Source organism: Pseudomonas brenneri (genome assembly GCF_007858285.1).
Classification (GTDB): Bacteria; Pseudomonadota; Gammaproteobacteria; order Pseudomonadales; family Pseudomonadaceae; genus Aquipseudomonas; species Aquipseudomonas brenneri.
Map to the genome: position 1 here is coordinate 208130 of NZ_VFIL01000003.1, position 26401 is coordinate 234530.

The window sequence follows — 26401 nt, forward strand, 5'->3', positions numbered from 1 at the left end:
CGCCCGGGTCGCTTTTTCGTTTCAGGGTAATTATCAGGCCTTGCGCCAGTTCAGAATCACCAGCGTCAACACCCCCGCGACAATCCCCCAGAATGCCGAACCGATGGAAAACAGCGTCAACCCCGACGCCGTGACCATAAAGGTGACCAGCGCGGCTTCCCGTTCCTTGGGCTCATTCATGGCAATGCTCAGGCCATTGATGATCGAGCCAAACAACGCCAATGCGGCGATCGACAGCACCAGCTCCTTGGGCAGCGCTGCGAACAAGGCCGCCAACGTGGCGCCAAACACTCCGGCAAACCCGTAGAAAATCCCGCACCAGACCGCCGCGGTATAGCGCTTGTTGCGGTCCTCATGGGCATGCGACCCGGTGCAGATAGCGGCGCTGATCGCGGCCAGGTTGATACCGTGGGAGCCGAACGGGGCCAGCACCAGCGAGGCCAGGCCCGTGGTGGTGATCAGCGGCGAGGCCGGCACGTTGTAGCCGTCGGCGCGCAATACCGCGATCCCTGGCATGTTCTGCGAGGTCATCGCCACCACAAACAGCGGGATGCCGATGCTGATGGTCGCGGCCAGGGAAAAGTGTGGGGTGGTCCATACCGGCGTCGCCACTTCCAGGCTGAACCCGCTGAAATCCAGCAGCCCCATCAGCCCGGACAAGGCGGTGCCGATCAGCAGGGCGGCCAGCACCGCATAACGGGGCGACAGGCGCTTGATGATCAGATAGGTGAAGAACATGCCCAGCACTAGGGCAGTGCGGTGCTGCGCGGCGACGAAAATCTCGCTGCCGATCTTGAACAGAATCCCGGCCAGCAGCGCGGCGGCAAGCGAGGCGGGAATCTTCTTCACCAGCTTTTCAAAGCTGCCGGTGAGGCCGCAGATCGTCACCAGTACCGCGCAGGTGATGTAGGCGCCGATGGCTTCGCCATAGCTGACCCCGCCCAGGCTGGTGATCAACAGTGCTGCGCCTGGGGTCGACCAGGCGATAGTGATCGGCGTGCGGTAACGCAGGGACAGGCCGATGCTGCACACCGCCATGCCGATGGAGATCGCCCAGATCCACGAGGAAATCTGTGCGCTGGTGAGGCCGGCAGCCTGGCCGGCCTGGAACATCAGCACCAGGGAGCTGGTGTAGCCGGTCATCATGGCGATGAAGCCGGCAACGATGGCCGAAGGCGAAGTATCGGCCAAAGGGCGCAGGGGCGCCTGGGTCGCGTCGGTCATGGAAAAGTCTTCCTTGTACCCGGCACCCTGTAGGAGCCGGCTTGCCGGCGAAGACCGTCAACGATGACACGGGCATTCTGGAGGAACGCGGCGCTCTCGGGTTCTTCGCGAGCAAGCTCGCTCCTACAGGGGGGGTGATTGATGATTGTGGGAAATCGTGGAATCAAGCCTAAACTCAAACGTAACTGACTGTTGCAATACAGCCGGCTACGCAAACAGCCGTACAGTGTGTTGGCGCAACGGGTTGTGTACAATGTGCGCTGTTTTTACGCGATACTTGCCAGCGACCCTCTGTGCCGTATTACAGTCAACGTCAATTCGCCGCCGTTCTCCCGACCCGAGTGCCCATGAACGAACAGTTGCAGCCCCTCAAGAAACAGCCGCGAGCCGGTAAGGCCGGTCGCAGTGGAACCCAGGACGATATCGTCTACGCGCATATCTTCGAGGCCATCCTCGAACAACGCCTGGCGCCCGGCACCAAATTGAGTGAAGAGGCACTGGGCGAAATCTTTGGCGTCAGCCGCACTATCATTCGCCGTGCACTCTCGCGCCTGGCCCATGAAGGTGTGGTGTTGCTGCGCCCCAATCGTGGCGCCGTGGTAGCCAGCCCGAGTGTCGAGGAGGCCCGCCAAGTGTTCATGGCGCGGCGCCTGGTAGAGCGGGCCATCACCGAATTGGCGGTGCAACATGCCACGGCCGAAGAATTGGCCGCGCTGCGTCAGATGGTCAATGATGAGCGCGACAGCTTCTCACGCGGTGATCGTGGGGCCGGCATCCGGCTTTCTGGCGAGTTCCACCTCAAGCTGGCCGAGGCGGCGAAGAATGCACCGCTGATCAGCTTCCAGCGCAGCCTGGTGTCCCAGACCTCGCTGATCATCGCCCAGTATGAAAGCGGCAACCGCTCACACTGTTCCTACGATGAGCACACCCAGTTGATCGACGCGATCGAAGCTCGGGATGCGGTGCTGGCGGTGGACCTGATGATGCATCACATGGATCACATCGACAGCAAGCTCAACCTCGATGAGGAAAGTGCGTCGGATGATTTGCATGCGGTGTTCTCGCATTTGCTGCAGACCAAGAAACCAGGGCGCTCCTCTGTAAAACTGTAAACCCGATCAAGCTGTGGGAGCGGGCTTGCTCCCACATTGGTTTTATGGCGGGCTTAAAATCAGCGTTGGTGTACCAACTGTCCCGCTGCATAGGTTTGCATCACTGCCCGATCATCCCCCAGCGTCATCAACACAAACAACGTCTCGGCAATGTTATTGGCCTGCTTCAAGCGATAGCTGAGCAGCGGCGTGGCGTTGTAGTCCAGTACCAAAAAGTCCGCATCGGTGCCCGGCTGCAGGGTGCCGATCTTGTCTTCCAGGCGCAGCGCTTTTGCACCGCCCAGGGTCGCCAGGTACAGCGATTTGAACGGGCTCAGGCGTGCGCCCTGCAATTGCATGACCTTGTAGGCTTCGTTCAGCGTCTGTAGCAGCGAGAAGCTGGTGCCCCCCCCCACGTCCGTGCCCAGGCCTACATTGAGCTGGTGCTTCTCGGCCATCGGCAGGTTGAACAAACCGCTGCCGAGGAAGAAGTTCGATGTCGGGCAGAACGCCACCGCCGAACCGGCTTCGGCCAGCCGCGCGCACTCGTCGTCGCACAGGTGTACGCCATGGGCGAATACCGAACGCTCCCCCAGCAGCTTGTAGTGGTCGTACACGTCCAGGTAGCCACTGCGCTCCGGGAACAGTTCCTTGACCCATTGCACTTCCTGCAGGTTTTCACTGATGTGGGTCTGCATGTACAGGTCTGGATATTCCCCCAGCAACTGCCCGGCGAGGGTCAACTGTTCAGGTGTGCTGGTAGGCGCGAAGCGCGGCGTCACCGCATAGTGCAAACGGCCCTTGCCGTGCCAGCGCTCGATCAGCGCCTTGCTTTCCTGGTAGCCGGATTCGGCGGTGTCGGTCAGGTAGTCCGGCGCATTGCGGTCCATCATCACCTTGCCGGCGATCATGCGCAGGTCGAGCTTCTCGGCCGCTTCAAAGAATGAATTTACCGATTGCGGATGCACGCTGCCGAACACCAGGGCGGTGGTGGTGCCGTTGCGCAGCAGTTCCTTGATAAAGATATCCGCGACTTCTTCGGCGTGGGCCTTGTCGGCGAACTGGCTTTCGCAAGGGAAGGTATAGGTGTTCAGCCAATCCAGCAGTTGTTCGCCGTAGGCACCAACCATGCCGGTTTGCGGCAGGTGGATATGGGTGTCGATCAGGCCGGGGGTGATCAGCGCATCCTGGTAATGGGTGATTTCGATATCGGCGTCCAGCGTCGGCAGCAGGTCGCTGGCATGCCCCAGGGCACTGATCTGGCCGTTGTCGATCACCAGCAGGCCATCTTCGAAATACTCATACGAGGCTTCGATCCCTACGATGGCGGGGTCGGCGAGGCTGTGCAGGATGGCAGCACGGTAGGCTTTGCGAGTCAAAGGCATGGTCGTCTCAATTGATAGCTTGGCTGCGGCGCGAAGCCGGCAGCAGTTTGGCAATGGGTTCGGCACTCGCGGTGTGCTGGCCGAAGTTGGCGTTATAGGTGGCGATGATCTCGCCGGCGATGGAGATGGCGATTTCCACCGGCAATTTGCCCTTCACCTCGGTGAGGCCCATGGGGCAGCGCATGCGTTGCAACTGTGCGGCCTCGAAGCCGCGCTCGCGCAGGCGGTGTTCAAACTTGACGCGCTTGGTCTGCGAGCCGATCAGGCCGAAGTAGGCAAAATCATTGCGCTTGAGCAGGGCGGCGGTCAGTTCCAGGTCGAGCTGATGATTGTGGGTCATGACGATGCAATAACTGCCGGCGGGCAGGTCGGCAATTTCATCCACCGGCTCTTCGCTGACGATTTTACGCACGCCCGGGGGGATATGCTCCGGGAATTCCTGTTCCCGCGAGTCAATCCAGCGCACCCGGCACGGCAGGCTCGCCAGCAGCGGCACCAGCGCGCGACCGACATGGCCGGCGCCGAATACGGCAATCTGTGCCTGCACCTGGCCCATGGGCTCGAACAGCAGCACGGTCACGCCGCCACAGCATTGGCCGAGGCTGGCCCCCAGGCTGAAGCGCTCCAGGTGGGTGTTGTGCTGGCCACGCACGAGCATGTCGCGGGCGATCTGCATCGCCTTGTATTCCAGGTGGCCGCCGCCGATGGTGTCGAAGGTGTGACTGGCGCTGACCACCATCTTGGAGCCTGAGTTGCGCGGCGTGGAGCCGAGCTCTTCGATGATGGTCACCAGCACGCAGGGTTCGCCCTGGGTTTGCAGGTTGGCGAGGGCGCTGATCCAGTTGTTCATGTCTACCTCAACATTTCTGTTGTCAGTTCGGCCGTCTTCGCGAGCAAGCCCGCTCCCACAGGGGAATGCATTCCAAATGTGGGAGCGGGCTTGCTCGCGAAGGCAGCACCTCGGTCTAGAGCGAAGCCATCTCGGCCTGTGCCTCAACCGCCTTCGCCGCCTGCAACTGGCGCATCTGCTCGCACCCCCACAACACCCGCTCCGGCGTGGCCGGCGCATCGATCTTCGGTTGATGGCGATAGTCACCCAGGCTCGCCACCGCATCCTTGATCGCGCACCACGAGGCAATCCCGAGCATGAACGGCGGCTCGCCCACGGCCTTGGAGTGGAACACCGTGTCCTCCGGGTTCTTGCGGTTTTCCACCAGCTTCACCCGCAAATCCAGCGGCATGTCCGCCACCGCCGGGATCTTGTAGCTGGCCGGGCCGTTGGTCATCAGCTTGCCCTTGTTGTTCCACACCAGCTCTTCCATGGTCAGCCAGCCCATGCCCTGGATAAAACCGCCCTCGACCTGGCCGATATCGATGGCCGGGTTCAGCGAGGCGCCCACATCATGGAGGATGTCGGTGCGCAGCATCTTGTATTCACCGGTCAGGGTATCGACGATCACTTCGCAGCAGGCCGCGCCGAAGGCGAAGTAGTAGAACGGCCGCCCTCGTGCCTGGCTGCGGTCATAGAAGATTTTCGGGGTTTTGTAGAACCCGGTGCTCGACAGCGAGACCTGGGCGAAATACGCCTGCTGGATCAGTTCCTCAAAGGTCAGGATCTGCTCACGCACCCGCACATGGCCGTTGTGGAACTCAACATCCGCCTCGCTGACGTCGTACTTGCGCGCGGCAAATTCCACCAGGCGCTGCTTGATGGTCTCGGCGGCATTCTGCGCGGCCTTGCCGTTGAGGTCGGCGCCGCTGGATGCGGCGGTCGGCGAGGTGTTGGGCACCTTGTCGGTGTTGGTCGCGGTGATCTGCACCCGGTCGATTTCCACCTGGAAGATCTCGGCCACCACTTGCGCGACCTTGATGTTCAAACCCTGGCCCATTTCGGTGCCGCCGTGGTTCAAGTGGATGCTGCCGTCGGTGTAGATATGGATCAAGGCGCCGGCCTGGTTGAGGAAGCTGGCGGTAAACGAAATGCCGAACTTGACCGGGGTCAGCGCCAGGCCTTTTTTCAGGATCGGGCTGTTGGCGTTATAGCGGCGAATGGCTTCGCGGCGCTCGGCGTATTGGCTGCTGGCTTCCAGTTCGGCAGTCATTTCTTCGAGCATGTTGTGCTCGACGGTCTGGTAGTAATGGGTGACGTTGCGTTCGGTCTTGCCGTAGTAGTTGGCCTTGCGCACGGCCAGTGGGTCCAGCGCCAGATGGCGGGCGATGGCGTCCATCACTTCCTCGATGGCCACCATGCCTTGCGGGCCACCGAAGCCACGGTACGCGGTGTTGGACGCGGTGTTGGTCTTGCAGCGATGGCCATTGACCGTGGCATCGCCCAGGTAATACGAGTTGTCGGAGTGGAACATCGCACGGTCGACAATCGAGTTGGACAGGTCCGGCGAACAGCCGCAGTTACCTGCCAGGTCCAGATTGATCCCATGCAGACGCCCGCTGTCGTCGAAGCCCACGTCGTATTCGATATAGAAGGGGTGGCGCTTGCCGGTCATCAGCATGTCTTCGACGCGCGGCAGGCGCATCTTGGTCGGCTGGCCGGTCAGGCGCGCCACCACCGCACACAGGCATGCAGGGCTGGCGGCCTGGGTTTCCTTGCCGCCAAACCCACCGCCCATGCGGCGCATATCAACGACGATCTTGTTCATCGACACGTCGAGGACTTCGGCCACCAGCTTCTGCACTTCGGTGGGGTTCTGGGTGGAGCAGTAGACGATCATGCCGCCGTCTTCGGTGGGCATCACCGAAGAGATCTGGGTTTCCAGGTAGAAGTGTTCCTGGCCGCCGATATGCAGGGTGCCCTGGATACGGTTTTTCGCGCTCGCCAGGGCGCCTGCCGAATCACCGCGCTGGTGGGTGTGGCTGTCCAGTACGAAATGTTTTTTGCGAAAGGCCTCGACCACATCCAGCACCGGTTCCAGGTCTTCGTATTCGATCACCGCCGCCATGGCGGCCTTGCGCGCGGTTTCCAGGTCGCGGGCGGCCACGGCCAGCACCACCTGGCCGACGAACTGCACGGTGTCGATGGCCAGCAACGGGTCGCCGGGCATCAGCGGGCCGATGTCTTTCAGGCCCGGCACGTCTTCGTGGGTGATGACGATGCGCACACCCTCGAAGGCGTAGCAGGGCGCGGTGTCGATACTGAGGATTTTGGCGTGGGCGCGGTCGGACATGCGCGCATACAGGTGTAGCTGATTGGGGAATTCCAGGCGGTCATCGATGTATTGCGCTTCGCCCGACACGTGTTTGGCGGCGCTGTCGTGCTTGACGCTGCGCCCGACTCCGCTCGTCAGGTCCTGGGCAAACAGTTCGGCCATTTCGGCTTGGGTTTTTACCACGGCGTGATGGTTAGACATAAGCGGTCACCCGAGTCTCGATGTGTGGCGTTTGCAGTTCGATGAAGTATTTGCGTAGCAGGTTCTGTGCGCTGAGCAGGCGGTATTCCTTGCTCGCCCGGAAGTCCGACAGCGGGGTGAAGTCCTCGGCCAGGGCGGCGCAGGCTTTCTCCACGGTGGCGGCGTTCCAGGTGGCGCCGATCAGTACCGTTTCACAGTGTTTCGCACGTTTGGGCGTGGCCGCCATACCGCCGAAGGCGACACGGGCATCGCTGATCACCCCGTTGTCGATCTTCAGGTTGAAGGCTGCGCACACCGCAGAAATGTCATCGTCCAGGCGTTTGGAAACCTTGTAGGCGCGAAACAGCGCGTGGCCCTTGGGCACGATGATTTTCTCGATGAACTCGCTGTCCTGGCGGGCGGTGACGCGGTAGTCGATGAAATAGTCTTCCAGGGCCAGGGTACGGCGCACGTTGCCCTTGCACAGCACGATCTGCGCGCCGAGGGCGATCAGCAGCGGCGGCGAGTCACCGATCGGCGAGGCGTTGCCGATGTTGCCGCCGAGGGTGCCCTGGTTGCGGATTTGCAAGGAGGCGAAGCGGTGCAGCAGGTCGCCGAAGTCCGGGTATTCGTGGTGCAGTGCGCCGTAGCAGTCGGAGAGGGCGGTGGCGGCGCCGATTTCCAGGCGGTCGTCAAAGGTCTCGATGCGCTTCATGGCCTCAATGTTGCCGACGTAGATCATCACCGGCAGCACCCGGTGGAACTGGGTGACTTCCAGCGCCAGGTCGGTGCCGCCGGCCAGCAGCCGGGCTTGAGGGTAGGCATCGTAGAGGTCGGCCAGGTCGGCGACGGTCAGGGGCACCAGGCAGCGTTTGTCGCCGCTGTTCAGCTCGCCGGTCTGGGTCGGTGCGATGGCCTTGAGGCGGGCGATGGTCTGCGCCTCGCGGCTGTCGAACTGGTCCTGGGGTTTGTTGCAGCAGGCTTGTTCGGCGGCGGCCAGGATCGGGCGGTAGCCGGTACAGCGGCACAGGTTGCCGGCCAGGGCTTCGTGGGCCTTGGCACTGTCCGGGGCGTCGCTGTTCTTTTGCAGGGCGAACAGCGACATCACAAAACCAGGCGTGCAGAAACCACACTGCGAGCCATGGCACTCGACCATGGCCTGTTGCACGCTGTGCAGTTGACCCTGGTGCTTGAGGTCTTCGACAGTGATCAGTTGCTTGCCGTGCAGGGACGAGACAAAGGTCAGGCACGAATTGAGGCTGCGATAGCGAATCTGCTCGGCGCCCTGTTCGTCACTATGCAGTTCGCCGACCACCACGGTGCAGGCGCCACAGTCACCGCTGGCGCAGCCTTCCTTGGTACCGGATTTGCCCAGGTGCTCACGCAGGTAGTTGAGCACAGTCAGGTTCGGGTCCAGGGCATGCTCGCTACGGAGTTCCTGGTTAAGTAAAAACTGGATCACGGAAGGCCTCGCAGACTCATTATTGTTGTTAACCGCTTTGCGCCGAATCTAGTCATGTCTGACTTTTCGGTCAATGATTTTCTGACCTAAGGGTCAAAAAAGTGCGATTGCAACACCTTTGATTATGGTTCATATCCCTGTAACCACCGTTTTCAGCGGCGCCTGGGCTTTATCGTCTGCTTATTTCATGCCAAATTCGGCGTTGTGGGCCCAGCGATTGCGCTACACTGCCGCCCTTGTACCGATAGAAGATTTTGAAGGGAAAACATGACGTTCAAGGCGCCGGACAGTCTCGCCGAGCAAATCGCTCACCACCTCGCCGAACGCATTATCCGCGGCGACCTTAAGCCTGGGGAGCGGATCCAGGAGCAGAAAGTCACGCTGGCACTCAATGTCAGCCGTGGCTCCGTGCGCGAAGCCTTGCTGATCCTTGAGCGGCGGCATTTGATTGCCATCCTGCCGCGCCGTGGCGCCCACGTCACCGAACTCACCGCGCACAAGGTGCAGAGCCTGTGCACACTGATGAGCGAGCTGTACATCCTGCTGGGCAATGCGGTTGCCGACGGTTGGCAGACCCAGGCCGACATGGCGCCGTTCATACAGATCCAGCAACGCCTGGTGAGCAACTTCGAACGCCAGGACATCCGTGCCTTTGTCGAAGAGTGCTTCAACGTGATGCGCGCCGCGTACCCTTTCGCCAATAACCCGTACTTGCAGGAAACAGTCGAGAACCTGCAGCCGGCGATGAACCGTGCCTATTACCTGGCCCTGGATCAGCGCAAGGCGTCCATGAGCGAGTACCTGGCGCTGTTCGAGCAACTGCTCGCCGCCGTTCTTGCCCGTGACCTGCCGCAGATCCGAAAGGTGCTCTCGGCTTACTGCCAGCGCAGTGCCACGTTGGTCATCGCAGCCCTGGCGGACGCCTAAGCGTGCGGCTCAAGTGCATCAAACTGGCGGGGTTCAAATCCTTCGTCGACCCGACCACGGTGAACTTCCCCAGTAATATGGCGGCAGTGGTCGGGCCCAATGGTTGCGGCAAGTCGAACATCATCGACGCCGTCCGTTGGGTGATGGGCGAGAGCTCGGCAAAGAACCTGCGTGGCGAGTCGATGACCGACGTCATCTTCAACGGCTCCACCAGCCGCAAGCCGGTAAGCCAGGCCAGCATCGAACTGGTGTTCGACAACTCCGACGGCACGCTGATTGGCGAGTATGCGGCGTATGCGGAAATTTCCATCCGCCGCAAAGTGACGCGCGACAGCCAGAACAGTTACTTCCTCAACGGCACCAAGTGCCGCCGCCGGGACATTACCGACATCTTCCTCGGCACCGGCCTGGGCCCGCGCAGCTACTCGATCATCGAGCAGGGCATGATCTCCAAGCTGATCGAAGCCAAGCCTGAGGACTTGCGCAACTTTATCGAGGAAGCGGCCGGCATCTCCAAGTACAAGGAGCGCCGCCGCGAGACTGAAAACCGCATCCGCCGCACCCACGAGAACCTGGCACGCCTGACCGACCTGCGTGAAGAGCTGGAGCGCCAGTTGGAGCGCTTGCACCGCCAGGCCCAGGCCGCCGAAAAATACCAGGAATACAAAGGCGAAGAACGCCAGCTCAAGGCGCAACTTTCGGCGCTGCGCTGGCAGGCCTTGAATGACCAGGTGGGCCAGCGCGAAGCGATCATCGGCACCCAGGAAATCAGCTTCGAGGCCCTGGTGGCCGAGCAGCGCAATGCCGATGCGAGCATCGAGCGCCTGCGCGACGGTCACCATGACCTGTCCGAGCGCTTCAACCTGGTGCAGGGACGCTTCTATTCGGTGGGCGGCGACATTGCGCGGGTCGAGCAGAGCATCCAGCACGGCCAGCAGCGTTTGCGCCAGTTGCAGGATGACTTGAAGGAAGCGGAACGGGCGCGCCTGGAAACCGAATCCCACCTGGGGCATGACCGCACCTTGCTGCTGACCCTTGGGGAGGAGTTGGACATGCTCACCCCCGAGCAGGCAATCACCAGCGCTGCTGCTGAAGAAGCCGCCGCCGCCCTGGAAGAATCCGAAACCACCATGCACGGCTGGCAGGAGCAGTGGGACGCTTTCAACCTGCGCTCCGCCGAACCGCGTCGCCAGGCTGAGGTGCAGCAATCGCGCATCCAGCAACTGGAAACCAGCATGGAGCGCCTGGCCGAGCGCCAGCGCCGGGTCCTGGAGGAGCGCGCGTTGCTCGCCGCTGCCCCGGAAGATGCGGCGATCATGGCGTTGAGCGAGCAGTTGGCTGAAAGCGAAATGACCCTGGAAGAGCTGGAGGCCAGCGAAGAACAACAAGTGGAGCGCCTGGAGCAATTACGCCAGGAGCTGCACCAGGCAACCCAGGCGCAGCAGCAGGCCCAGGGGGATTTGCAGCGGCTCAACGGTCGTTTGGCATCCCTTGAAGCCTTGCAGCAGGCGGCCCTGGACCCGGGCACCGGCACCGCCGAATGGCTGCGCGACCAGCACCTGGCCGAACGCCCGCGCCTGGCCGAGGGCTTGAAGGTTGAAGCGGGCTGGGAGCTGGCGGTGGAGACCGTGCTCGGTGCCGATCTGCAGGCGGTACTGGTGGACGATTTCGCCGGGTTTGATCTGGCCGGCTTTGCCCAGGGCGATTTGCGCCTGCTCAGTCCGTCGGCTGATGGCACCCGCGTACCGGGCAGCCTGCTGGATAAAGTCGAGGCGCAGATTGACCTGTCGCCGTGGCTGGGCCAGGTCAAGCCGGTGGATTCCCTGGAACAGGCCCTGGCAATGCGTGGCCAATTGGCCTTTGGCGAAAGCCTGATCAGCCGCGACGGCTATTGGGTTGGCCGGCACTTTTTACGGGTGCGCCGCGCCAGTGAGGCTGAAAGTGGCGTATTGGCCCGAGGCCAGGAAATCGTCAACCTGGGGGCCGAGCGTGAAGAGCGCGAGGCCACTCTGGAGTCCCTGGAAACCCAACTGCAAACCCTGCGCGCCACCCAACGCCAGCAAGAGACCGGCCGCGAACACTTGCGCCGCCTGCTGCAGGACGAAGCGCGCCAGCAGGGCGAATTGAAAGCCCAGCTCTCGGCGAGCAAGGCCAAGGCCGAACAATTGACCCTGCGCCGTACCCGTCTCGATGAAGAAGTGGCCGAGATGGGCGAACAGCGTGCCCTCGAACACGAACAAGTCGGCGAAGCGCGCCTGCAATTGCAGGGCGCCCTCGACAGCATGGCGCTGGACACCGAGCAGCGTGAACTGCTGCTGGCCCAGCGTGACAGCCTGCGCGAACGCCTCGACCGGGTGCGCCAGGAAGCGCGCCAGCACAAGGATCACGCCCATCAGTTGGCCGTGCGCCTCGGCTCGTTGCGGGCCCAGCACGATTCCACGCGCCAGGCCCTTGAGCGCCTTGAAATGCAATCCGAGCGCCTGACGGAAAAACGCGAGCAGTTGAGCCTCAACCTGGAGGAGGGCGAGGCGCCGCTGGAAGAGTTGCGGCTCAAGCTTGAAGAATTGCTCGACAAGCGCATGAGCGTTGACGAAGAACTCAAGACCGCGCAAATCGCCCTGGAAGATGCTGACCGCGAACTGCGTGATGCAGAAAAGCGCCGGACCCAGGCCGAGCAGCAATCGCAATTGATCCGCGGCCAGCTCGAACAGCAGCGCATGGAATGGCAGGCACTGACGGTGCGCCGCAAAACCCTGCAAGAGCAGTTGCTGGAAGATGGCTACGACCTGCACGGCGTACTCAATACGCTGACCGCCCAGGCCAATGAAAAAGAAGCTGAAGAAGAACTTGAGCGCATTGCTGCACGTATTCAACGTCTGGGGGCGATCAACCTCGCGGCCATCGATGAATATCAGCAGCAGTCCGAGCGTAAACGTTATCTGGATGACCAGAACGCCGATCTGGTGGAAGCCCTGGACACGTTGGAAAACGTCATTCGCAAGATCGACAAGGAAACCCGCAATCGTTTCAAAGATACCTTTGATCAGATTAATGGCGGTTTACAGGCGTTATTCCCGAAAGTTTTCGGTGGTGGCAGCGCTTACTTGGAACTGACGGGCGAAGATCTACTCGATACAGGGGTAACGATCATGGCGCGGCCTCCGGGCAAGAAGAACAGCACCATCCATTTGTTGTCCGGTGGCGAGAAGGCCCTGACTGCACTGGCGCTGGTATTTGCGATCTTCAAGTTGAACCCGGCGCCGTTCTGCATGCTCGACGAAGTTGACGCGCCGCTGGATGACGCTAACGTTGGACGGTATGCCCGCCTGGTTAAAGAGATGTCCCAGACGGTGCAGTTCATCTATATCACCCACAACAAGATCGCCATGGAAATGGCGGATCAATTGATGGGGGTGACCATGCATGAGCCGGGTTGTTCGCGACTGGTGGCGGTGGATGTTGAAGAGGCAATGGCAATGGTGGAAAGTTAGCGGCAAGTTGCTGGCTTCCAGCGCCAAGGGCGTCAGTTTGGGGCTTATGGTTTGTAGCCTGATTCCTGCGCCAGCCGACACATTTTGCGCCAACTGTGTAAAGTTATCTTTGGTCGTGCTAGTTTAATGTCAATTTTTCGTATGCGTGGGCAAAACGTCAGTCAGAACATAGAGTTGGCGCCACGTTTTAAAGCGGTTTGCACGGTGCTAAACCCCTTATTTTTCAGCATTTTTTATAGAGGCAAGGGATTACATGGAAATCGGTCTGCGCGAGTGGCTGATCGTCATCGGCATTATTGTAATTGCCGGTATTCTTTTTGATGGCTGGCGCCGTATGCGCGGCGGCAAGGGCAAGCTGAAATTTCGCCTGGACCGCAACCTGTCCAATTTGCCCGACGATGACGGTGCCGCCGAGCTGCTGGGGCCGCCCCGTGTCCTGGATACCCATAAAGAACCGCAGCTGGACGAGCACGACTTGCCGTCGATGAGCGCGCCGGTGCGTGAAGCCCGCGAGCCGTCGTCCAAGCGCGGCAAGCGTGGCAGTGCCGCTGTCGCCGAGCCGCATCAGGGTGACCTGAACCTCGACGTGGATGATGGCCCGAGCTTCAGTAGCCGTGATGGTGACTTCCCGGATGAAGCCCCGGCCAAGGGCGCATCGCGTGAGTCCGCCAAGGATCAGCCGGCGGCCGAAGAAGTGCTGGTGATCAGTGTGATCTGCCGCGACGCGGCTGGCTTCAAGGGCCCGGCCCTGTTGCAGAACATCCTGGAAAGCGGCCTGCGTTTTGGCGAGATGGATATTTTCCACCGCCACGAAAGCATGGCCGGTAACGGTGAAGTACTGTTCTCCATGGCCAATGCGGTCAAGCCGGGCACGTTCGACCTGGACGATATCGACCTGTTCAGCACCCCGGCGGTGAGTTTCTTCCTCGGTCTGCCAGGCCCGCGTCATCCGAAACAGGCGTTCGACGTCATGGTGGCCGCAGCCCGCAAGCTGTCCCAGGAACTCAACGGCGAGCTCAAGGACGACCAGCGCAGCGTGCTGACCGCCCAGACCATCGAACATTACCGTCAGCGTATCGTCGAGTTCGAGCGTCGCGCCCTGACACAGAAGCGCTAAGGTTCAATCCTAAGCGTTGCCTGTAGAATCCGTGCACTACATATTGAGCAGCTTCGGCTGCTCTTTTGCTTTATGAGAGAACACCCATGACCGCCGCCCACACCCGCATTCTCGAACTGCGCGCTGAACTGGATCAGCACAACTACCGCTATCACGTACTCGACGAGCCGAGCATCCCGGACGCCGAGTACGATCGATTGTTCCACGAACTCAAGGCCCTTGAGGCCGAGCACCCGGACCTGGTTACCCGTGATTCGCCCACGCAGCGGGTCGGCAGCGCGGCGTTGTCGGCCTTTACCCAGGTGCGCCACGAGATCCCGATGCTCAGCCTGGGCAACGCCTTTGATGAAGCCACCATGCTGGAATTCGATCGCCGGGTCACCGAGGGCCTCGACCTGCCGGTGGGCGATCTGTTTGGTGGTGGCGCGGCGGTGGAATACAGCTGTGAGCCCAAGCTCGATGGCCTGGCGGTCAGCCTGCTGTATCAGGACGGCGAGCTGGTACGTGGCGCGACCCGCGGCGATGGCACCACGGGAGAAGACATCAGCGTCAATGTGCGCACCGTGCGTAATATTCCGTTGAAGCTGCAAGGCAGTGGCTGGCCGGCGACCCTGGAAGTGCGCGGCGAAGTGTTTATGTCCAAGGCTGGTTTTGAGCGTTTGAATGCCACGCAGTTGGAAGTCGGCGGCAAGACGTTCGCCAACCCACGCAACGCAGCCGCCGGGAGCCTGCGCCAACTCGACTCGAAGATCACCGCCAGCCGCCCGCTGGAGTTCTGCTGCTACGGCGTGACGACGGATATCAGCGACACCCATATCGGTAACCTGCAGCAGTTGCAGAAGTGGGGCATGCCCATCAGTCACGAGCTGAAGCTGGCCAAGGGCATTGAGGATTGCCTGGAGTACTACCGCGATATCGGTGAGCGGCGTAACAGCCTGCCGTATGAAATCGACGGTGTGGTGTTCAAGGTCAACAGCATCGCCTACCAGCGTGAACTGGGCTTTCGCGCCCGCGAGCCGCGTTGGGCCATCGCCCATAAATTCCCGGCGATGGAGGAGCTGACCGAGTTGCTGGACGTTGAATTCCAGGTCGGTCGCACCGGCGCCGTGACGCCAGTGGCGCGCTTGAAGCCGGTCAAGGTCGCGGGCGTCACCGTGTCCAATGCGACGTTGCACAACATGGACGAAGTGGCGCGCCTGGGCTTGATGATTGGCGACACGGTGATCATCCGCCGTGCCGGTGATGTGATCCCACAGGTCGTGTCGGTGGTTGTCGAGCGTCGCCCGGAAAATGCCCGCGCCGTGCAGATCCCGCAGAGCTGTCCGGTGTGTGGCTCCCACGTGGAGCGCACGCAACTGGTCAAGCGCAGCAAGGGCAAGGAAACCGTCAGCGAAGGCGCGGTGTATCGCTGCGTCGGGCGTCTGGCCTGTGGTGCGCAGCTCAAGCAGGCGATTATCCATTTCGTTTCGCGCCGGGCCATGGACATCGACGGCCTGGGTGACAAGACCATCGAGCAGTTGGTCGATGAAAAGCTCATTGGCTCACCGGCCGACCTCTACAAACTCAAGTACGAGCAGATCATCGACCTTGAAGGCTTTGCCGATGTTTCCAGCAAGAAACTGATCGCCGCCATCGAAAACAGCAAGACCCCGACCCTGGCGCGTTTCATCTACGCCCTGGGCATTCCCGATGTGGGCGAGGAAACCGCCAAGGTGCTGGCGCGCTCCCTGGCCTCTCTTGAGCGTGTCCAGCAGGCGCTGCCGGAAGTGTTGACGTACTTGCCGGATGTTGGCCTGGAAGTGGCTCACGAGATCCACAGCTTCTTTGAAGACAGCCACAACCGGCAGGTGATTGGCGCGCTGCTGTCGCCGGATGAATGTGCGCTGGTCTTGCAGGACCAGGGCGAACTCAGTGCCGAGTTTGCCGCCAGTACCACCCTGGGCGGCTTGCTCGACAAGTTGCACGTACCTTCCGTGGGGCCGGGGGCTGCGCAGAAGCTGGCAGACAAGTTCGGCTCCCTGGAGGGCGTGATAAAGGCTGACTGGCTGGACATGCGCCAGGCTTTGCCGGAGAAGCAGGCCAAGTCCGTGCGTGAGTTCTTTGATAATGAAGAGAATGCCCGTCGTGCGCTGGCCATTGAGCAGCAGCTCAAGGACTTCGGCATGCACTGGCAGAGCGAGAAGAAGGTGGTCGAGGGCCTGCCTGAGGCGGGCCGCACGTGGGTCTTGACCGGGTCGCTGGAGCTGATGAGCCGCGACGTGGCCAAGGAAAAGCTCGAAAGCCTGGGCGCCAAGGTGGCGGGCTCGGTATCGGCGAAAACCTATTGTGTGGTCGCAGGGCCGGGCGCCGGGTCGAAACTGGCCAAGGCCAGCGAGCTGGGGGTGAAGGTCTTGGACGAGGAGGCGTTCGTCGCCTTCCTGGCCAAGCACCACATCACTGTCTGATACCGACCCGATCCTGTAGGAGCGAGCTTGCTCGCGAAAAACCTCAACGATAACGCGGGGTATCTGGTTCCCCGTGGCGGTCTCAGGTTCTTCGCGAGCAAGCTCGCTCCTGCAGGGCATTCACTTTGAACGATCTTGCGTGGGAAATGATCTAGTCTTGGGCACGCCCTAGGGAAAGATCGCCATGTTCCGCTACTTCGAGCAACTCAGTTCGCGCATTGCTGCGCCGCACATGGCCGGGATTTCGCGCAACAGCAAGGTCTGGCAATGCCGTTGCGGGCAGTCGCTGTTCTTTCGCAACAGCCAGTGCCTGGCCTGCTCGGCGCTGTTGGGCTATCAGCCTGAGCACAGCCGCCTATCGTCCCTACAGCCGGGCCCCGTGGTCGATACCTGGTTGCAGGACGATAACCTGCAGGCGGGCGCCTTCCGCCGTTGCGCCAACCTCGACACCGCGGCCGCCTGCAACTGGCTGATTCCGGCCCAGAGCACCGCGCAGTTGTGTGTGGCGTGTAGCCTCAATCGCACCATTCCCGACCTGTCGATCCCGCAAAACCCAGAGCGCTGGCGCAAGGTCGAAACCGCCAAGCGCCGACTGGTGGCGCAATTGATCAGCCTGGGGTTGCAGGTCATCCCCAAGACGGTTGATGAGGACAGCGGCCTGGCGTTTGACTTCGTGGGCATCGACCTGGAAGGCAAGGCCCCCACCACCGGCCATGCCAATGGCCTGATCACCCTGGATATCAAGGAGGCTGACGACGAGCACCGTGAGAAAATTCGCGTGCAGATGCGCGAACCGTACCGCACCTTGCTTGGCCATTTTCGGCATGAGGTCGGCCACTATTACTGGGATCGCCTGATCGCCGGCAGCCACTGGCTAGAGCCCTTTCGCAACCTGTTCGGCGATGAACGCGCCAGCTACGCCGACGCACTTGACCAGCACTACCAGAACGGCCCGCGACCGGACTGGCAGCAAAGCTGCGTCAGCGCCTACGCCACCATGCACCCCTGGGAGGACTGGGCGGAAACCTGGGCTCACTACCTGCACATGATGGACGCCGTCGACACCGCCTTGGGCTTTGGCATGAGCGCAAGGGAGATGGGCCTGGACTACCAGTCGTTTCCCCTTGCGACCCTTTACGACCCGGAACACCCAGGCGGCGCGGCGTTCCTGTCATTCGTCAACGCCTGGATCGAACTGGCCGGCATGCTCAACGAACTGTCCCGCAGCATGGGGCAGCCGGATTTCTATCCGTTCGTGCTGCCGCCGGCGGTGATCGCCAAGCTGCATTTCATTCACCTGGTGATTCAAGAAGAGGGCGGTCGGGCCGACGAAGTCGTTCATCTGTAGGAGCGAGCTTGCTCGCGAAGATCGTTAACGATAACGCGGGCATTCTGGATGAATGTGGAGCATCCGGATTCTTCGCGAGCAAGCTCGCTCCTACAGGGCCTCTGCGAAACCAGTGGGCAAGTACTTGAACCTCATAAGATTTTTAATCCTGCGCCAACGGTTGTAACTTCCGATGAGATCGGTACAATGGCCCCGCTTGCCGAGAGGCCAGCGTCGTTATGGTGACCCCATCGGTCCCCCCGCAACGATTACCCGTGAACCTGGTCAGAGCCGGAAGGCAGCAGCCACAGCGGGAACATTGTGTGCCGGGGTGTGGCTGGTGGGGTTGCCTCCATAACGCTCTCCTTCGCCACAACCCTCCTGCTTTATCCCTGACTCATCAGAACTTTTCACTTGCCCATGCCTGATTGCGCACGGGGCCAAGTTGTCTGTACGCCGCGATTTCCCGCGGCGTTTTCGTGTCTGGCAATCAGTCCTTGTTGCGATTGAAGAACTTGCGCGCGCCTGCCAGCAACGCCACCACACCAATCACCAGAAACTTCTTCGCTGCCAGCAGGAAGATGCCGATCTTGGCAAACAGTCCGGCCTTGCCGGCAATCCCGCCGGCGACCAGCGCGGCCAGGCCGTACGAGGCCAGTTTGTCGGTGCCTGGGTTGTAGTCGGTGTAGAGGTTGTCGTCGGTGAAGTTGGTGAAGGCCAGGACCTTGGGCAGTTCCTGTTTGATGGTGGGCAGGTCGGCCATGGCGGCGACGGCGTTGAGTTCCAGCACACCCTCGCGGCCGAGCACGCGGATGCTGTAGTTGAGCGTGTTCTGCTCGGCGTCGTCGGCTTTCAGTTCGCGGGCCCAGTACATCTTGTGGGACTGCTGGTCGTAGTGCGGCGGTTCGGCCCAGCCCAGCAGGTGCAGGCCGGCGTAGCCCTGTTTCTGGCGTTCCTTGTTGTCCTCGGCGTCGTCCTCCTGCATTTGCTTGAGCAGTTCGGCGTAGTCGATTTTTGCTGCGTCTTCGTCGGCAATATGCCCGTCGTCCTTGTAGCTGACGATCACGCCCCAGCCGCGTTCCGACAGCGGGCTGACGGCCTTGGGCACGATCATGCCCAGGGTGTTGAAGCCCGGCGGGTTGCCCCAGCCGTCGGTGAGCAGGCGCTCGGTGTCCTTGGGGTCAAGGTAATAGAACTCGTCGTTGAGCTTGAGCGTGGCAATGCCGCCGGGCAGGGTGACGGTGCCGGTTTGCTGCTTGAGGGAGGTGAGGAAGTGCTCGGCGGTTTCGGCGGGCGCGCTGGTTTCGACCGGTGCCGGGGCTGTGGTGGCATAGGCTGGCGCGGCAGGCAGGCTTAGTGCGGCAGCCGCCAGCAGCAGGCGGAAGTAGTTCATGGTAGTCCCTTACATTTTGAAATGATTCTGCGAAAGGATATCGAATCCGCCTGGGGCGCGCGAGCATGCTGGCAAAAGGCGTGGCCCAGCGCCTGCCAAAAGAGGGGCTGTCCGGTCGGATCATGTCTGGAGGCTGAGGGCAGGCTGCATCAGCGGCCTGCTCTTGTTATGTCGTACGAGCTCTAAGGCTTGGACAAGGCCTGGTCTACCGCCGCTATCAGCTTTCCCAGATCCTTCGGGGTGGCTTTATGAATGACACCGAACAGATAAGCGCGCTGTTCGTCTTCATCGCCCAGATCGGCAAAAAAGACTTTCAGCTTCACTCCCAGAGCCTCCGCAAACAAGAACAGAGCGTCAACGCTGGGTGTATAGGTGCCGGTTTCGAAGCGGCTGATGGTTTTAGGGTCAAAACCGGTTTTCTCACCTAGTTCAGCCTGAGTAAGCCCCGCTACCTTTCGGTAGCGTCTGATGGCTGGACCCAAACTTGAAATTTGCATCGCTCAATTCCCATTTAGAATCAAGAACTTAACGATAAATATTGGCATTAGACAACGGCACGCACCATCACCTTTTCTTGCAAAATGTGATGTAATTCGTAGAATCGGCGTTTAGGACAAGTATTTGGCGGTGTCGTTTCACAGGGCAGCTTTATGAAACAGGAAATCATTGCTTTCTCCTCACTTTCATAAAGGTGGCTGCAAAACAGTTGCTTGGCCGCAGCGCCAGGCTTGCTCTTGCGTGCCCGTGCAGCCCCCGCCTTTCACACCAGACGCTCGAATTAAAGCCTAGTTGATCTTCGTCGAACCGAAGGTCAAGTGCTGGGTAAAACCTGGTTTGGCTGCCAAATGGCGCCAGCCAGCCGATTGACGGTTTACCCGTCTGGAAATACCTCTCTACCTACGGGACCTATCCGGTCCCGGCCGGGTAGATCGAATGCTGTCCATGGAGTTTCAAAGTGCGCGTCAACTTGCCGGTCACCACTGTTGAACAGACTTTCGGGGAGCAGCAACGGCTGATTTCCGCGACTGACATCAACAGTCATATTACCTACTGCAACGCCGAGTTTGCTGCGATGAGCGGCTTTACCCAGGCCGAGCTGATCGGCAGTACCCACAACCTGGTGCGTCATCCGGACATGCCGCCAGCGGTTTTTGAACTGATGTGGCGCTACCTCAAGGCCGGCCACAGCTGGATGGGCGTGGTCAAGAATCGCTGCAAGAATGGCAACTTCTATTGGGTCAGCGCCTATGTGACGCCGATCCTCGAAGGGGGCCGCTTGGTGGGCTACGAATCGGTGCGGGTCAAACCGACGCGCGAGCAGGTCCGGCGAGCCGAAGCGCTCTACGCACGCTTGCGTGCCGGGCGTTCGGCGGTTGCGCCGCTGCAACGCCTTGGTGCGATCAGTCAGGCGCTGGCAGTGCCCGCCCTGGCGGCGGTGGCCGCGAGTGGGGCGGTGCAATGGCTGCCCACGGGGTGGGCGCAGGCATCGACCGCGCTGCTGTTACTCGGGGTGGGTGCCTGGGCGCACCTGCGTCTGGGGCAGCAACTCAAGCAGATTGTCGAGCACACGCCCAATACCTTTTCCGACCCGATCAGCGCCATGACCTACAGCGATGCGCTGGGGCCGGCTGCGCAGTTGGAGATGATCCTGATCAGCGAAGAGGCGCGCTTGAAAACCGCCCTCACGCGCCTCAGTGACCTGGCCACGCAGATGGCTGGGGCGGCGACCGACTCCAGTGCACTGTCGGCGACTACCGAGTCGGCGCTGCTGGAACAGCGCGCCGAAACCGATATGACGGCCGCCGCCATGACCGAAATGGCCGCATCCATCGCCGAAGTGGCGGTGCACGTCCAACAGACCGCCAGCGAAGCCCGTACCGCCAATGACCTGGCTGGACACGGCAGCCAGGTGGTCGGCACCACACGCGAAGCGATTCAACTGCTGGCGGCCACCGTCACCCAGATCAACCAGGCCGTTGGCCACCTGGCCGGCCAGACCCAGGAAATCCGCGTAGCCGCGAGCATGATCCAGGCCATCGCCGACCAGACCAATCTGCTGGCCCTGAATGCCGCCATCGAAGCGGCGCGGGCGGGCGAGCAAGGGCGTGGTTTTGCCGTGGTGGCCGATGAAGTGCGGGCGCTGGCGGGCAAGACCCGGGAGTCGACCGAACAGATCCAGGGCATCATCCAGAACTTGCGCGCCGGCGCCGACGAGGCTGTTGAAATCGCCAGCACCGGCATTCGCGAAGCCGAGCAGGGCGTGCAACAGGTATTGCAAGCGCAACAGGCACTGCTGGGCATTCGCCAGGCAGTGGAGCGCATTACCGGCATGAGTCAGCAAATGGCGGCTGCCTCACAGGAACAATCCCACGTCGCAGAGGATGTTTCACAACAGATCAATAACGTCGCGGCCACGGTGCAAAAGACAGCGGGCAATGCCAACGCTGCAGTCATCCGGGGCCGGGAACTTGAAAGCATCTCTTCCGGGTTGCGTGCCCTGGTCGAGCGGTTCAACCGCTAGCCACCTAGAGCCTCATTCATGGATGAGAAATACCGCAGGGCCGTGGATGCCGCCGCCATTTTCTCCGAGACAGACCTCACCGGCCGCATTACCTACGTCAACGACCAATTTTGCGGCATGTCCGGCTACAGCCGCGACGAGTTGCTGGGGCGCAACCACCGGATCCTCAGTTCCGGGTTGCACCCTGCCGGGTTTTTCCAGGGCATGTGGCGCACCCTTACCGAGGGCAAGGTCTGGCGTGGGGAAATCTGTAACCGCGCCAAGGATGGATCGCTGTATTGGGTCGATAGCACCATGGTGCCACTGGTCGATGAACGTACCAAGCAGGTGCAGAAGTACGTGTCGATCCGTTTTGATGTCAGCGAAAAGCGCCAACTGCTGCAAACCTTGCAATGGCGGGTCGGTCACGATGTGCTGACCGGGCTGCCGAACCGGGCTTACCTGTCGGAGTTGCTGGTGCAGTCCCTGGAGTTTTCCCGCAGCGAGCACATCCCCCTGGCGGTGTGCATGCTCGACCTGGATGGCTTCAAGGCGGTCAACGACGGCTATGGCCATGCCTCTGGCGACCTGTTGCTGGTGGAGGTGGCCAGCCGCCTGCGTGACATCATCCGTGGCGAAGATGTGGTCGCCAGGCTGGCGGGTGATGAGTTCGTGCTGATCCTGCGCTATGTGCGCGATACAGATGAACTGAATCGCGCGCTGCGGCGCATCCTCTCGGCGATTTCCGAGCCTTATTCGATCCTCGGCGCGCAGATCAACGTGTTTGCCAGCATTGGCGTGACCTTGTTTCCGCTGGATGACGAGGACGCCGACACCTTGCTGCGTCATGCCGACCAGGCGATGTATGTGGCCAAGCAGAGTGGTCGCAACCGCTATCAACTGTTTGACGTGTCACTGGAGCAGGAGGTCAAGGCCACCCACCAGACCGTGCAACAGATTCGCCAGGCCCTGGCGGCGGGGGAGTTGTGCCTGCACTTTCATCCCAAGATCAACCTGCGTCATGGGCAGGTCGTGGGGTTTGAGGCACTGCTGCGCTGGCAGCATCCGATACGTGGGCTGGTGTCGCCCAAGGATTTCCTGGCCTTGATCGAGCAGACTGACCTGATCGTCGACGTCGGCGAGTGGGTGATGGATCAGGTAATGGCGCAGATGCGTGAGTGGCAAGAGGCTGGGCATTGCTGGCCGGTCAGTGTGAATATCGCGGCCCGGCATTTCCAGCGCGCGGATTTTGTCGAGCGCCTGCAACAACTGTTGGCGCAGCACCCCGAGGTTGCACCGCACATGCTCGACCTGGAGATTGCCGAGTCGGTGGCCATCGACCATATCGAGCGAGTCACCGAGCACCTTGCAGCATGCCAGGCGCTGGGGGTGCGGTTTTCCCTGGATGATTTCGGCACCGGCTATTCCTCCCTCAGCTACCTCAAGCGCCTGCCGACCCAGACCATCAAGATCGACAAGTCGTTTGTGCGCGACATCCTGCATGACAAGGACGATTTGGCCCTGACTCAGGCGGTGATCGGCCTGGCCCGGGCGTTTGGCCGCGAAGTGATCGCCGAGGGCCTGGAAACCCTGGAGCATGGCCAACTGCTGCTGCGCATGGGCTGTGAAGTGGCCCAGGGTTATTATTTCGCCCAGCCCATGCCGGCTGACGAGGTTCCGGCCTGGGCCGCCGGGTTTGATCTGCTCAACTATGGCGCCGGCGAAGAGGGAAGCTGACGTCCGCGGTCGCCGGTATAGAGCTTGATGATTGCGTCAATCTCTCCTGACATCTTCATGCGCAGCAGCGTACGCAAAATCCGTTGGACGGGCAGGGCTGGGTCGTTGCGCACGAAGCAGCCCAGGCTTTGCTCTTCGACCACTGCCACCACGTGTAACCTGCGACCCACTGGCAACTGTTGATTGAAACGCTCCAGGGTCCATTCATTGGTGACCGCGTACTTGAAGCGTCCGGCTACCAGTTTTTGCAGCACCTGCTCTTCGCTGCGGGCGTCGTCGCGTTTGAGTTGGCCTTTGGCGAATAGCGGTTCAAGGGTCGGGTAGCTGTAATTGAGCACCGTGCCGATATTCTGCGCCGCCAACTTGGGCACGCGTACCGACAACGGGGGAATATGGGCACTGACCAGCACATTGCGCTGCACCAGCAAGGGGATGCTCCACACATGATCGCCTGACAGGTCATTGAGCCACGCTTGTGCGACGTAGCAGCGCACATCGATCTCACCGCGCTCCATGGCCGGGGCGATGCGGGCCCGGGCCAGGACCTGGAACTGCGCTGGATGGCCGACCTGGGTCGCCAGGCTCAACATCAGGTCATACAAAATGCCCTGGGTCGGCTGGTCGTCCTCGATCTGCACCAAGGGCATGGCCCAACTGTCGGAAATCGAGAAGCGCAGCGGTGCAGGTGCCGCCAGGCTCAGTGTGGTTATCATCCATAAAGCGCCCAGGACTACGCGCATAAACTCTCCGGGATCAGCCCTTTGCAGGGCATGCCACTACCAGCTTAGTCAGATTAGGCGAGCGTGCCGGATGCAATTTCCCCCCTGCTCCGCTAGCATTACCGGCTTCCGCTTCCCAGTTGCGACGGTTTTCGATGAGTTATCAGGTTCTTGCACGTAAATGGCGTCCGCGCTCGTTCCGCGAAATGGTCGGCCAGACCCATGTGCTCAAGGCTCTGATCAATGCCTTGGACAGCCAGCGGCTGCACCACGCCTACCTGTTCACTGGCACCCGCGGGGTGGGCAAGACCACTATTGCGCGGATCATCGCCAAGTGCCTGAACTGTGAGACTGGCATCACGTCGACCCCCTGCGGCACTTGTTCGGTGTGCCGGGAGATCGACGAAGGGCGCTTTGTCGACCTGATCGAGATCGATGCCGCGAGCCGCACCAAGGTCGAGGACACCCGTGAACTGCTGGATAACGTGCAGTACGCGCCTAGCCGTGGCCGCTTCAAGGTCTACCTGATCGACGAAGTGCACATGCTCTCCAGCCATTCCTTCAACGCCCTGTTGAAGACCCTGGAGGAGCCGCCGCCCTACGTGAAGTTCATCCTGGCCACCACCGACCCGCAGAAACTTCCTGCAACGATTTTGTCGCGGTGCCTGCAGTTCTCCCTGAAGAACATGACCCCCGAGCGGGTGGTCGAGCATTTGACGCATGTGCTGGGTGTCGAGAACGTGCCGTTCGAAGACGACGCCCTGTGGCTGCTGGGTCGCGCCGCCGATGGCTCGATGCGTGATGCCATGAGCCTGACCGACCAGGCGATTGCCTTCGGTGAAGGCAAGGTCATGGCCGCCGACGTGCGGGCCATGCTCGGCACCCTCGATCACGGGCAGGTCTTTGATGTGCTGCATGCGCTGATCGAAGGCGATGCCAAGGCGCTGCTCGAAGCCGTGCGCCATTTGTCGGAGCAGGGCCCGGACTGGAATGGCGTGCTGTCGGAAATTCTCAATGTGCTGCACCGCGTCGCTATCGCCCAGGCCCTGCCGGAAGGCGTCGATAACGGCCACGGTGACCGCGATCGCGTGTTGGCCCTGGCGCAGGCGTTGCCGGCCGAAGATGTGCAGTTCTACTACCAGATGGGCCTGATCGGTCGTCGTGACTTGCCATTGGCGCCAGACCCGCGCGGTGGCTTTGAAATGGTCATGTTGCGCATGTTGGCGTTCCGCCCGGCGGATACCGCCGACGCGCCGAGACAGCCGCTAAAGCCAGTGGGGATCAGCCAGGCCACAGTTGATTCCGCCAAACCAGTGGCTGGCGCAGCGGTTGCTGCACCAGTGGTCGCGCCGACGCCTGTCGCACCGGAGCCGAAGCCGGTCGTCGCACAGCCTGTGGCGCCCGTGGAGGTAGCTGCGCCGGTTGCCGAGCCTGCGCCCGCGCCTGTGGTCGACCTGCCCTGGAATGAGCCGGTAGAGGCGGTGGTCGAGCAGCAGCCGGCAGTCGAGCCCGTGCTGGAAACCGCTGGCGAACAGCCCGAACTCACGCCAATGCCGACGCCAACTCCCGACAGCGTGGTGCCCGATGCGCCGGAATGGGTCGCCGCGCCCGTGCCTGAGCCGACCTTCGCCGAAGTGGATGCCGCCACGCCGGGCATTGACCTGGACGACGAGCCACCGCTGGACGAAGACTACATCGAGCCGGACATGGATTCGGCCTACAGCTACCTGGACGATCTCGCCAGCGAGCACACCGCCGAGCCTGCGCCCGAGCCCGAGGCGGAACCCGCCGCGATGCCGGCCACGGGCCTGGCCCTGCAATGGCTGGAGCTGTTCCCGAAATTGCCGATCTCCGGCATGACCGGCAGCATCGCCGCCAACTGCACCTTGATCGCCGTCGATGGCGATCACTGGCTGTTGCACCTGGACCCGGCCCACAGTGCCCTGTTCAACGCGACCCAGCAGCGCCGGCTCAACGATGCCCTGAACCAGTTCCACGAACGCACCCTGACGGTGACCATCGAGCTGATCAAGCCCGAGCAGGAAACCCCGGCCCAGGCTGCGACCCGTCGCCGTCTCAACCGTCAGCGCGAGGCCGAGGAGTCGATCCAGGCCGATCCGCTCATCCAGCAGATGATGGAGCAGTTTGGCGCGGTGGTGCGACACGATACTATTGAGCCCGTCGAAGCCCAGGCAGCACAGGGCTGATAATTGAAGGCGCCGTGCCCCAAGGCTCGGCGC

At 61.5% G+C, this 26401-nt stretch carries 17 protein-coding genes, 1 other RNA gene and 1 pseudogene; 11 read left to right on the plus strand and 8 right to left on the minus strand.

Translation table 11 applies throughout. The annotated features are described in order from the left end of the window. Positions 1-33: 33 nt before the first annotated feature. A complete protein-coding gene (locus tag FJD34_RS07625; RefSeq protein ID WP_032863367.1) occupies positions 34-1224 on the minus strand; it encodes a benzoate/H(+) symporter BenE family transporter in 1191 nt (396 codons plus the stop codon). Positions 1225-1571: 347 nt separating this feature from the next. On the opposite strand from FJD34_RS07625, the gene FJD34_RS07630 reads away from it, so the two are divergent. Next, positions 1572-2336, plus strand: a complete 765-nt coding sequence (locus FJD34_RS07630; protein ID WP_090291698.1) for a GntR family transcriptional regulator — start codon at positions 1572-1574, stop codon at positions 2334-2336. 59 nt (positions 2337-2395) lie between these two features. On the opposite strand, the gene guaD is transcribed toward FJD34_RS07630, so the two are convergent. The 4 genes from guaD to xdhA form a co-directional block, all read right to left on the minus strand. Next, entirely contained in the window at positions 2396-3700 is a 1305-nt protein-coding gene (gene guaD, locus FJD34_RS07635; protein WP_090291696.1) for a guanine deaminase, read from the minus strand. Positions 3701-3707: 7 nt separating this feature from the next. Then, a complete protein-coding gene (xdhC, locus tag FJD34_RS07640; RefSeq protein ID WP_065943391.1) occupies positions 3708-4550 on the minus strand; it encodes a xanthine dehydrogenase accessory protein XdhC in 843 nt (280 codons plus the stop codon). Between the two features lie 115 nt (positions 4551-4665). Beyond that, entirely contained in the window at positions 4666-7065 is a 2400-nt protein-coding gene (gene xdhB / locus FJD34_RS07645; protein WP_065943390.1) for a xanthine dehydrogenase molybdopterin binding subunit, read from the minus strand. Continuing rightward, positions 7058-8506 (minus strand): xanthine dehydrogenase small subunit, encoded by a 1449-nt coding sequence (gene xdhA, locus FJD34_RS07650; protein WP_090291694.1) that lies wholly within the window; start codon positions 8504-8506, stop codon positions 7058-7060. The genes xdhB and xdhA overlap by 8 nt, the downstream gene beginning before the upstream one ends. A gap of 267 nt (positions 8507-8773) precedes the next feature. Between xdhA and FJD34_RS07655 the strand changes: the two genes are divergently transcribed. The 6 genes from FJD34_RS07655 (at position 8774) to ffs (ending at position 18158) form a co-directional block, all read left to right on the plus strand. After that, on the plus strand, positions 8774-9433 hold the full coding sequence (locus FJD34_RS07655; protein WP_032863361.1) for a GntR family transcriptional regulator: 660 nt from the start codon (positions 8774-8776) through the stop codon (positions 9431-9433). A gap of 2 nt (positions 9434-9435) precedes the next feature. Next, entirely contained in the window at positions 9436-12924 is a 3489-nt protein-coding gene (smc, locus tag FJD34_RS07660) for a chromosome segregation protein SMC (protein WP_090291692.1), read from the plus strand. A gap of 253 nt (positions 12925-13177) precedes the next feature. Continuing rightward, entirely contained in the window at positions 13178-14041 is an 864-nt protein-coding gene (gene zipA / locus FJD34_RS07665) for a cell division protein ZipA (RefSeq protein WP_032863359.1), read from the plus strand. An 86-nt stretch (positions 14042-14127) separates the two neighbouring features. Further along, the gene (ligA, locus tag FJD34_RS07670; RefSeq protein ID WP_090291690.1) at positions 14128-16485 is read left to right on the plus strand and encodes an NAD-dependent DNA ligase LigA; all 2358 of its coding nucleotides are present in this window, start codon (positions 14128-14130) and stop codon (positions 16483-16485) included. 184 nt (positions 16486-16669) lie between these two features. Then, positions 16670-17833: a zinc-binding metallopeptidase family protein gene (locus FJD34_RS07675; RefSeq protein ID WP_090291686.1), complete on the plus strand. Its 1164-nt coding sequence runs from the start codon at positions 16670-16672 to the stop codon at positions 17831-17833. A gap of 228 nt (positions 17834-18061) precedes the next feature. Next, an RNA gene (gene ffs / locus FJD34_RS07680) (signal recognition particle sRNA small type) lies at positions 18062-18158 on the plus strand. Positions 18159-18302: 144 nt separating this feature from the next. Here the strand turns inward: ffs and FJD34_RS07685 are convergent. Both FJD34_RS07685 and FJD34_RS07690 read right to left on the minus strand, forming a co-directional pair. Continuing rightward, entirely contained in the window at positions 18303-19205 is a 903-nt protein-coding gene (locus FJD34_RS07685; RefSeq protein WP_090291684.1) for a DUF2167 domain-containing protein, read from the minus strand. 182 nt (positions 19206-19387) lie between these two features. Further along, positions 19388-19702 carry a helix-turn-helix domain-containing protein gene (locus FJD34_RS07690; RefSeq protein WP_032863355.1) on the minus strand — a complete coding sequence of 105 codons (315 nt, stop codon included), beginning with the start codon at positions 19700-19702 and terminating at the stop codon, positions 19388-19390. Positions 19703-20160: 458 nt separating this feature from the next. On the opposite strand from FJD34_RS07690, the pseudogene FJD34_RS28845 reads away from it, so the two are divergent. From FJD34_RS28845 to FJD34_RS07700, 3 genes and pseudogenes are all read left to right on the plus strand, one after another. After that, positions 20161-20439 (plus strand): annotated as a pseudogene (locus FJD34_RS28845) (PAS domain-containing protein); the annotation flags it as partial. 219 nt (positions 20440-20658) lie between these two features. Next, positions 20659-21726: a methyl-accepting chemotaxis protein gene (locus tag FJD34_RS07695; protein WP_411736489.1), complete on the plus strand. Its 1068-nt coding sequence runs from the start codon at positions 20659-20661 to the stop codon at positions 21724-21726. Positions 21727-21744: 18 nt separating this feature from the next. Next, complete coding sequence (locus tag FJD34_RS07700) at positions 21745-23442, plus strand: putative bifunctional diguanylate cyclase/phosphodiesterase (RefSeq protein WP_090291680.1); 1698 nt, start codon at positions 21745-21747, stop codon at positions 23440-23442. Here FJD34_RS07700 and FJD34_RS07705 read toward each other — a convergent pair. Further along, positions 23415-24182, minus strand: a complete 768-nt coding sequence (locus FJD34_RS07705; RefSeq protein ID WP_032863353.1) for a substrate-binding periplasmic protein — start codon at positions 24180-24182, stop codon at positions 23415-23417. The genes FJD34_RS07700 and FJD34_RS07705 overlap by 28 nt on opposite strands. A 134-nt stretch (positions 24183-24316) precedes the next feature. Here FJD34_RS07705 and dnaX point away from each other — a divergent pair, with 134 nt between their 5' ends. Then, positions 24317-26368, plus strand: coding sequence for a DNA polymerase III subunit gamma/tau (dnaX, locus tag FJD34_RS07710; protein WP_032863352.1), 2052 nt, complete (start codon positions 24317-24319; stop codon positions 26366-26368). Positions 26369-26401 lie beyond the last annotated feature (33 nt).

Bases quoted from the DNA above. Each gene is read 5' to 3' on its own strand.
- FJD34_RS07625 (WP_032863367.1), bottom strand. From the start codon at position 1,224: ATGACCGACGCGACCCAGGCGCCCCTGCGCCCTTTGGCCGATACTTCG.
- FJD34_RS07630 (WP_090291698.1), top strand. From the start codon at position 1,572: ATGAACGAACAGTTGCAGCCCCTCAAGAAACAGCCGCGAGCCGGTAAG.
- guaD (WP_090291696.1), bottom strand. From the start codon at position 3,700: ATGCCTTTGACTCGCAAAGCCTACCGTGCTGCCATCCTGCACAGCCTC.
- xdhC (WP_065943391.1), bottom strand. From the start codon at position 4,550: ATGAACAACTGGATCAGCGCCCTCGCCAACCTGCAAACCCAGGGCGAA.
- xdhB (WP_065943390.1), bottom strand. From the start codon at position 7,065: ATGTCTAACCATCACGCCGTGGTAAAAACCCAAGCCGAAATGGCCGAA.
- FJD34_RS07655 (WP_032863361.1), top strand. From the start codon at position 8,774: ATGACGTTCAAGGCGCCGGACAGTCTCGCCGAGCAAATCGCTCACCAC.
- zipA (WP_032863359.1), top strand. From the start codon at position 13,178: ATGGAAATCGGTCTGCGCGAGTGGCTGATCGTCATCGGCATTATTGTA.
- ligA (WP_090291690.1), top strand. From the start codon at position 14,128: ATGACCGCCGCCCACACCCGCATTCTCGAACTGCGCGCTGAACTGGAT.
- FJD34_RS07675 (WP_090291686.1), top strand. From the start codon at position 16,670: ATGTTCCGCTACTTCGAGCAACTCAGTTCGCGCATTGCTGCGCCGCAC.
- FJD34_RS07685 (WP_090291684.1), bottom strand. From the start codon at position 19,205: ATGAACTACTTCCGCCTGCTGCTGGCGGCTGCCGCACTAAGCCTGCCT.
- FJD34_RS07690 (WP_032863355.1), bottom strand. From the start codon at position 19,702: ATGCAAATTTCAAGTTTGGGTCCAGCCATCAGACGCTACCGAAAGGTA.
- FJD34_RS07700 (WP_090291680.1), top strand. From the start codon at position 21,745: ATGGATGAGAAATACCGCAGGGCCGTGGATGCCGCCGCCATTTTCTCC.
- FJD34_RS07705 (WP_032863353.1), bottom strand. From the start codon at position 24,182: ATGCGCGTAGTCCTGGGCGCTTTATGGATGATAACCACACTGAGCCTG.
- dnaX (WP_032863352.1), top strand. From the start codon at position 24,317: ATGAGTTATCAGGTTCTTGCACGTAAATGGCGTCCGCGCTCGTTCCGC.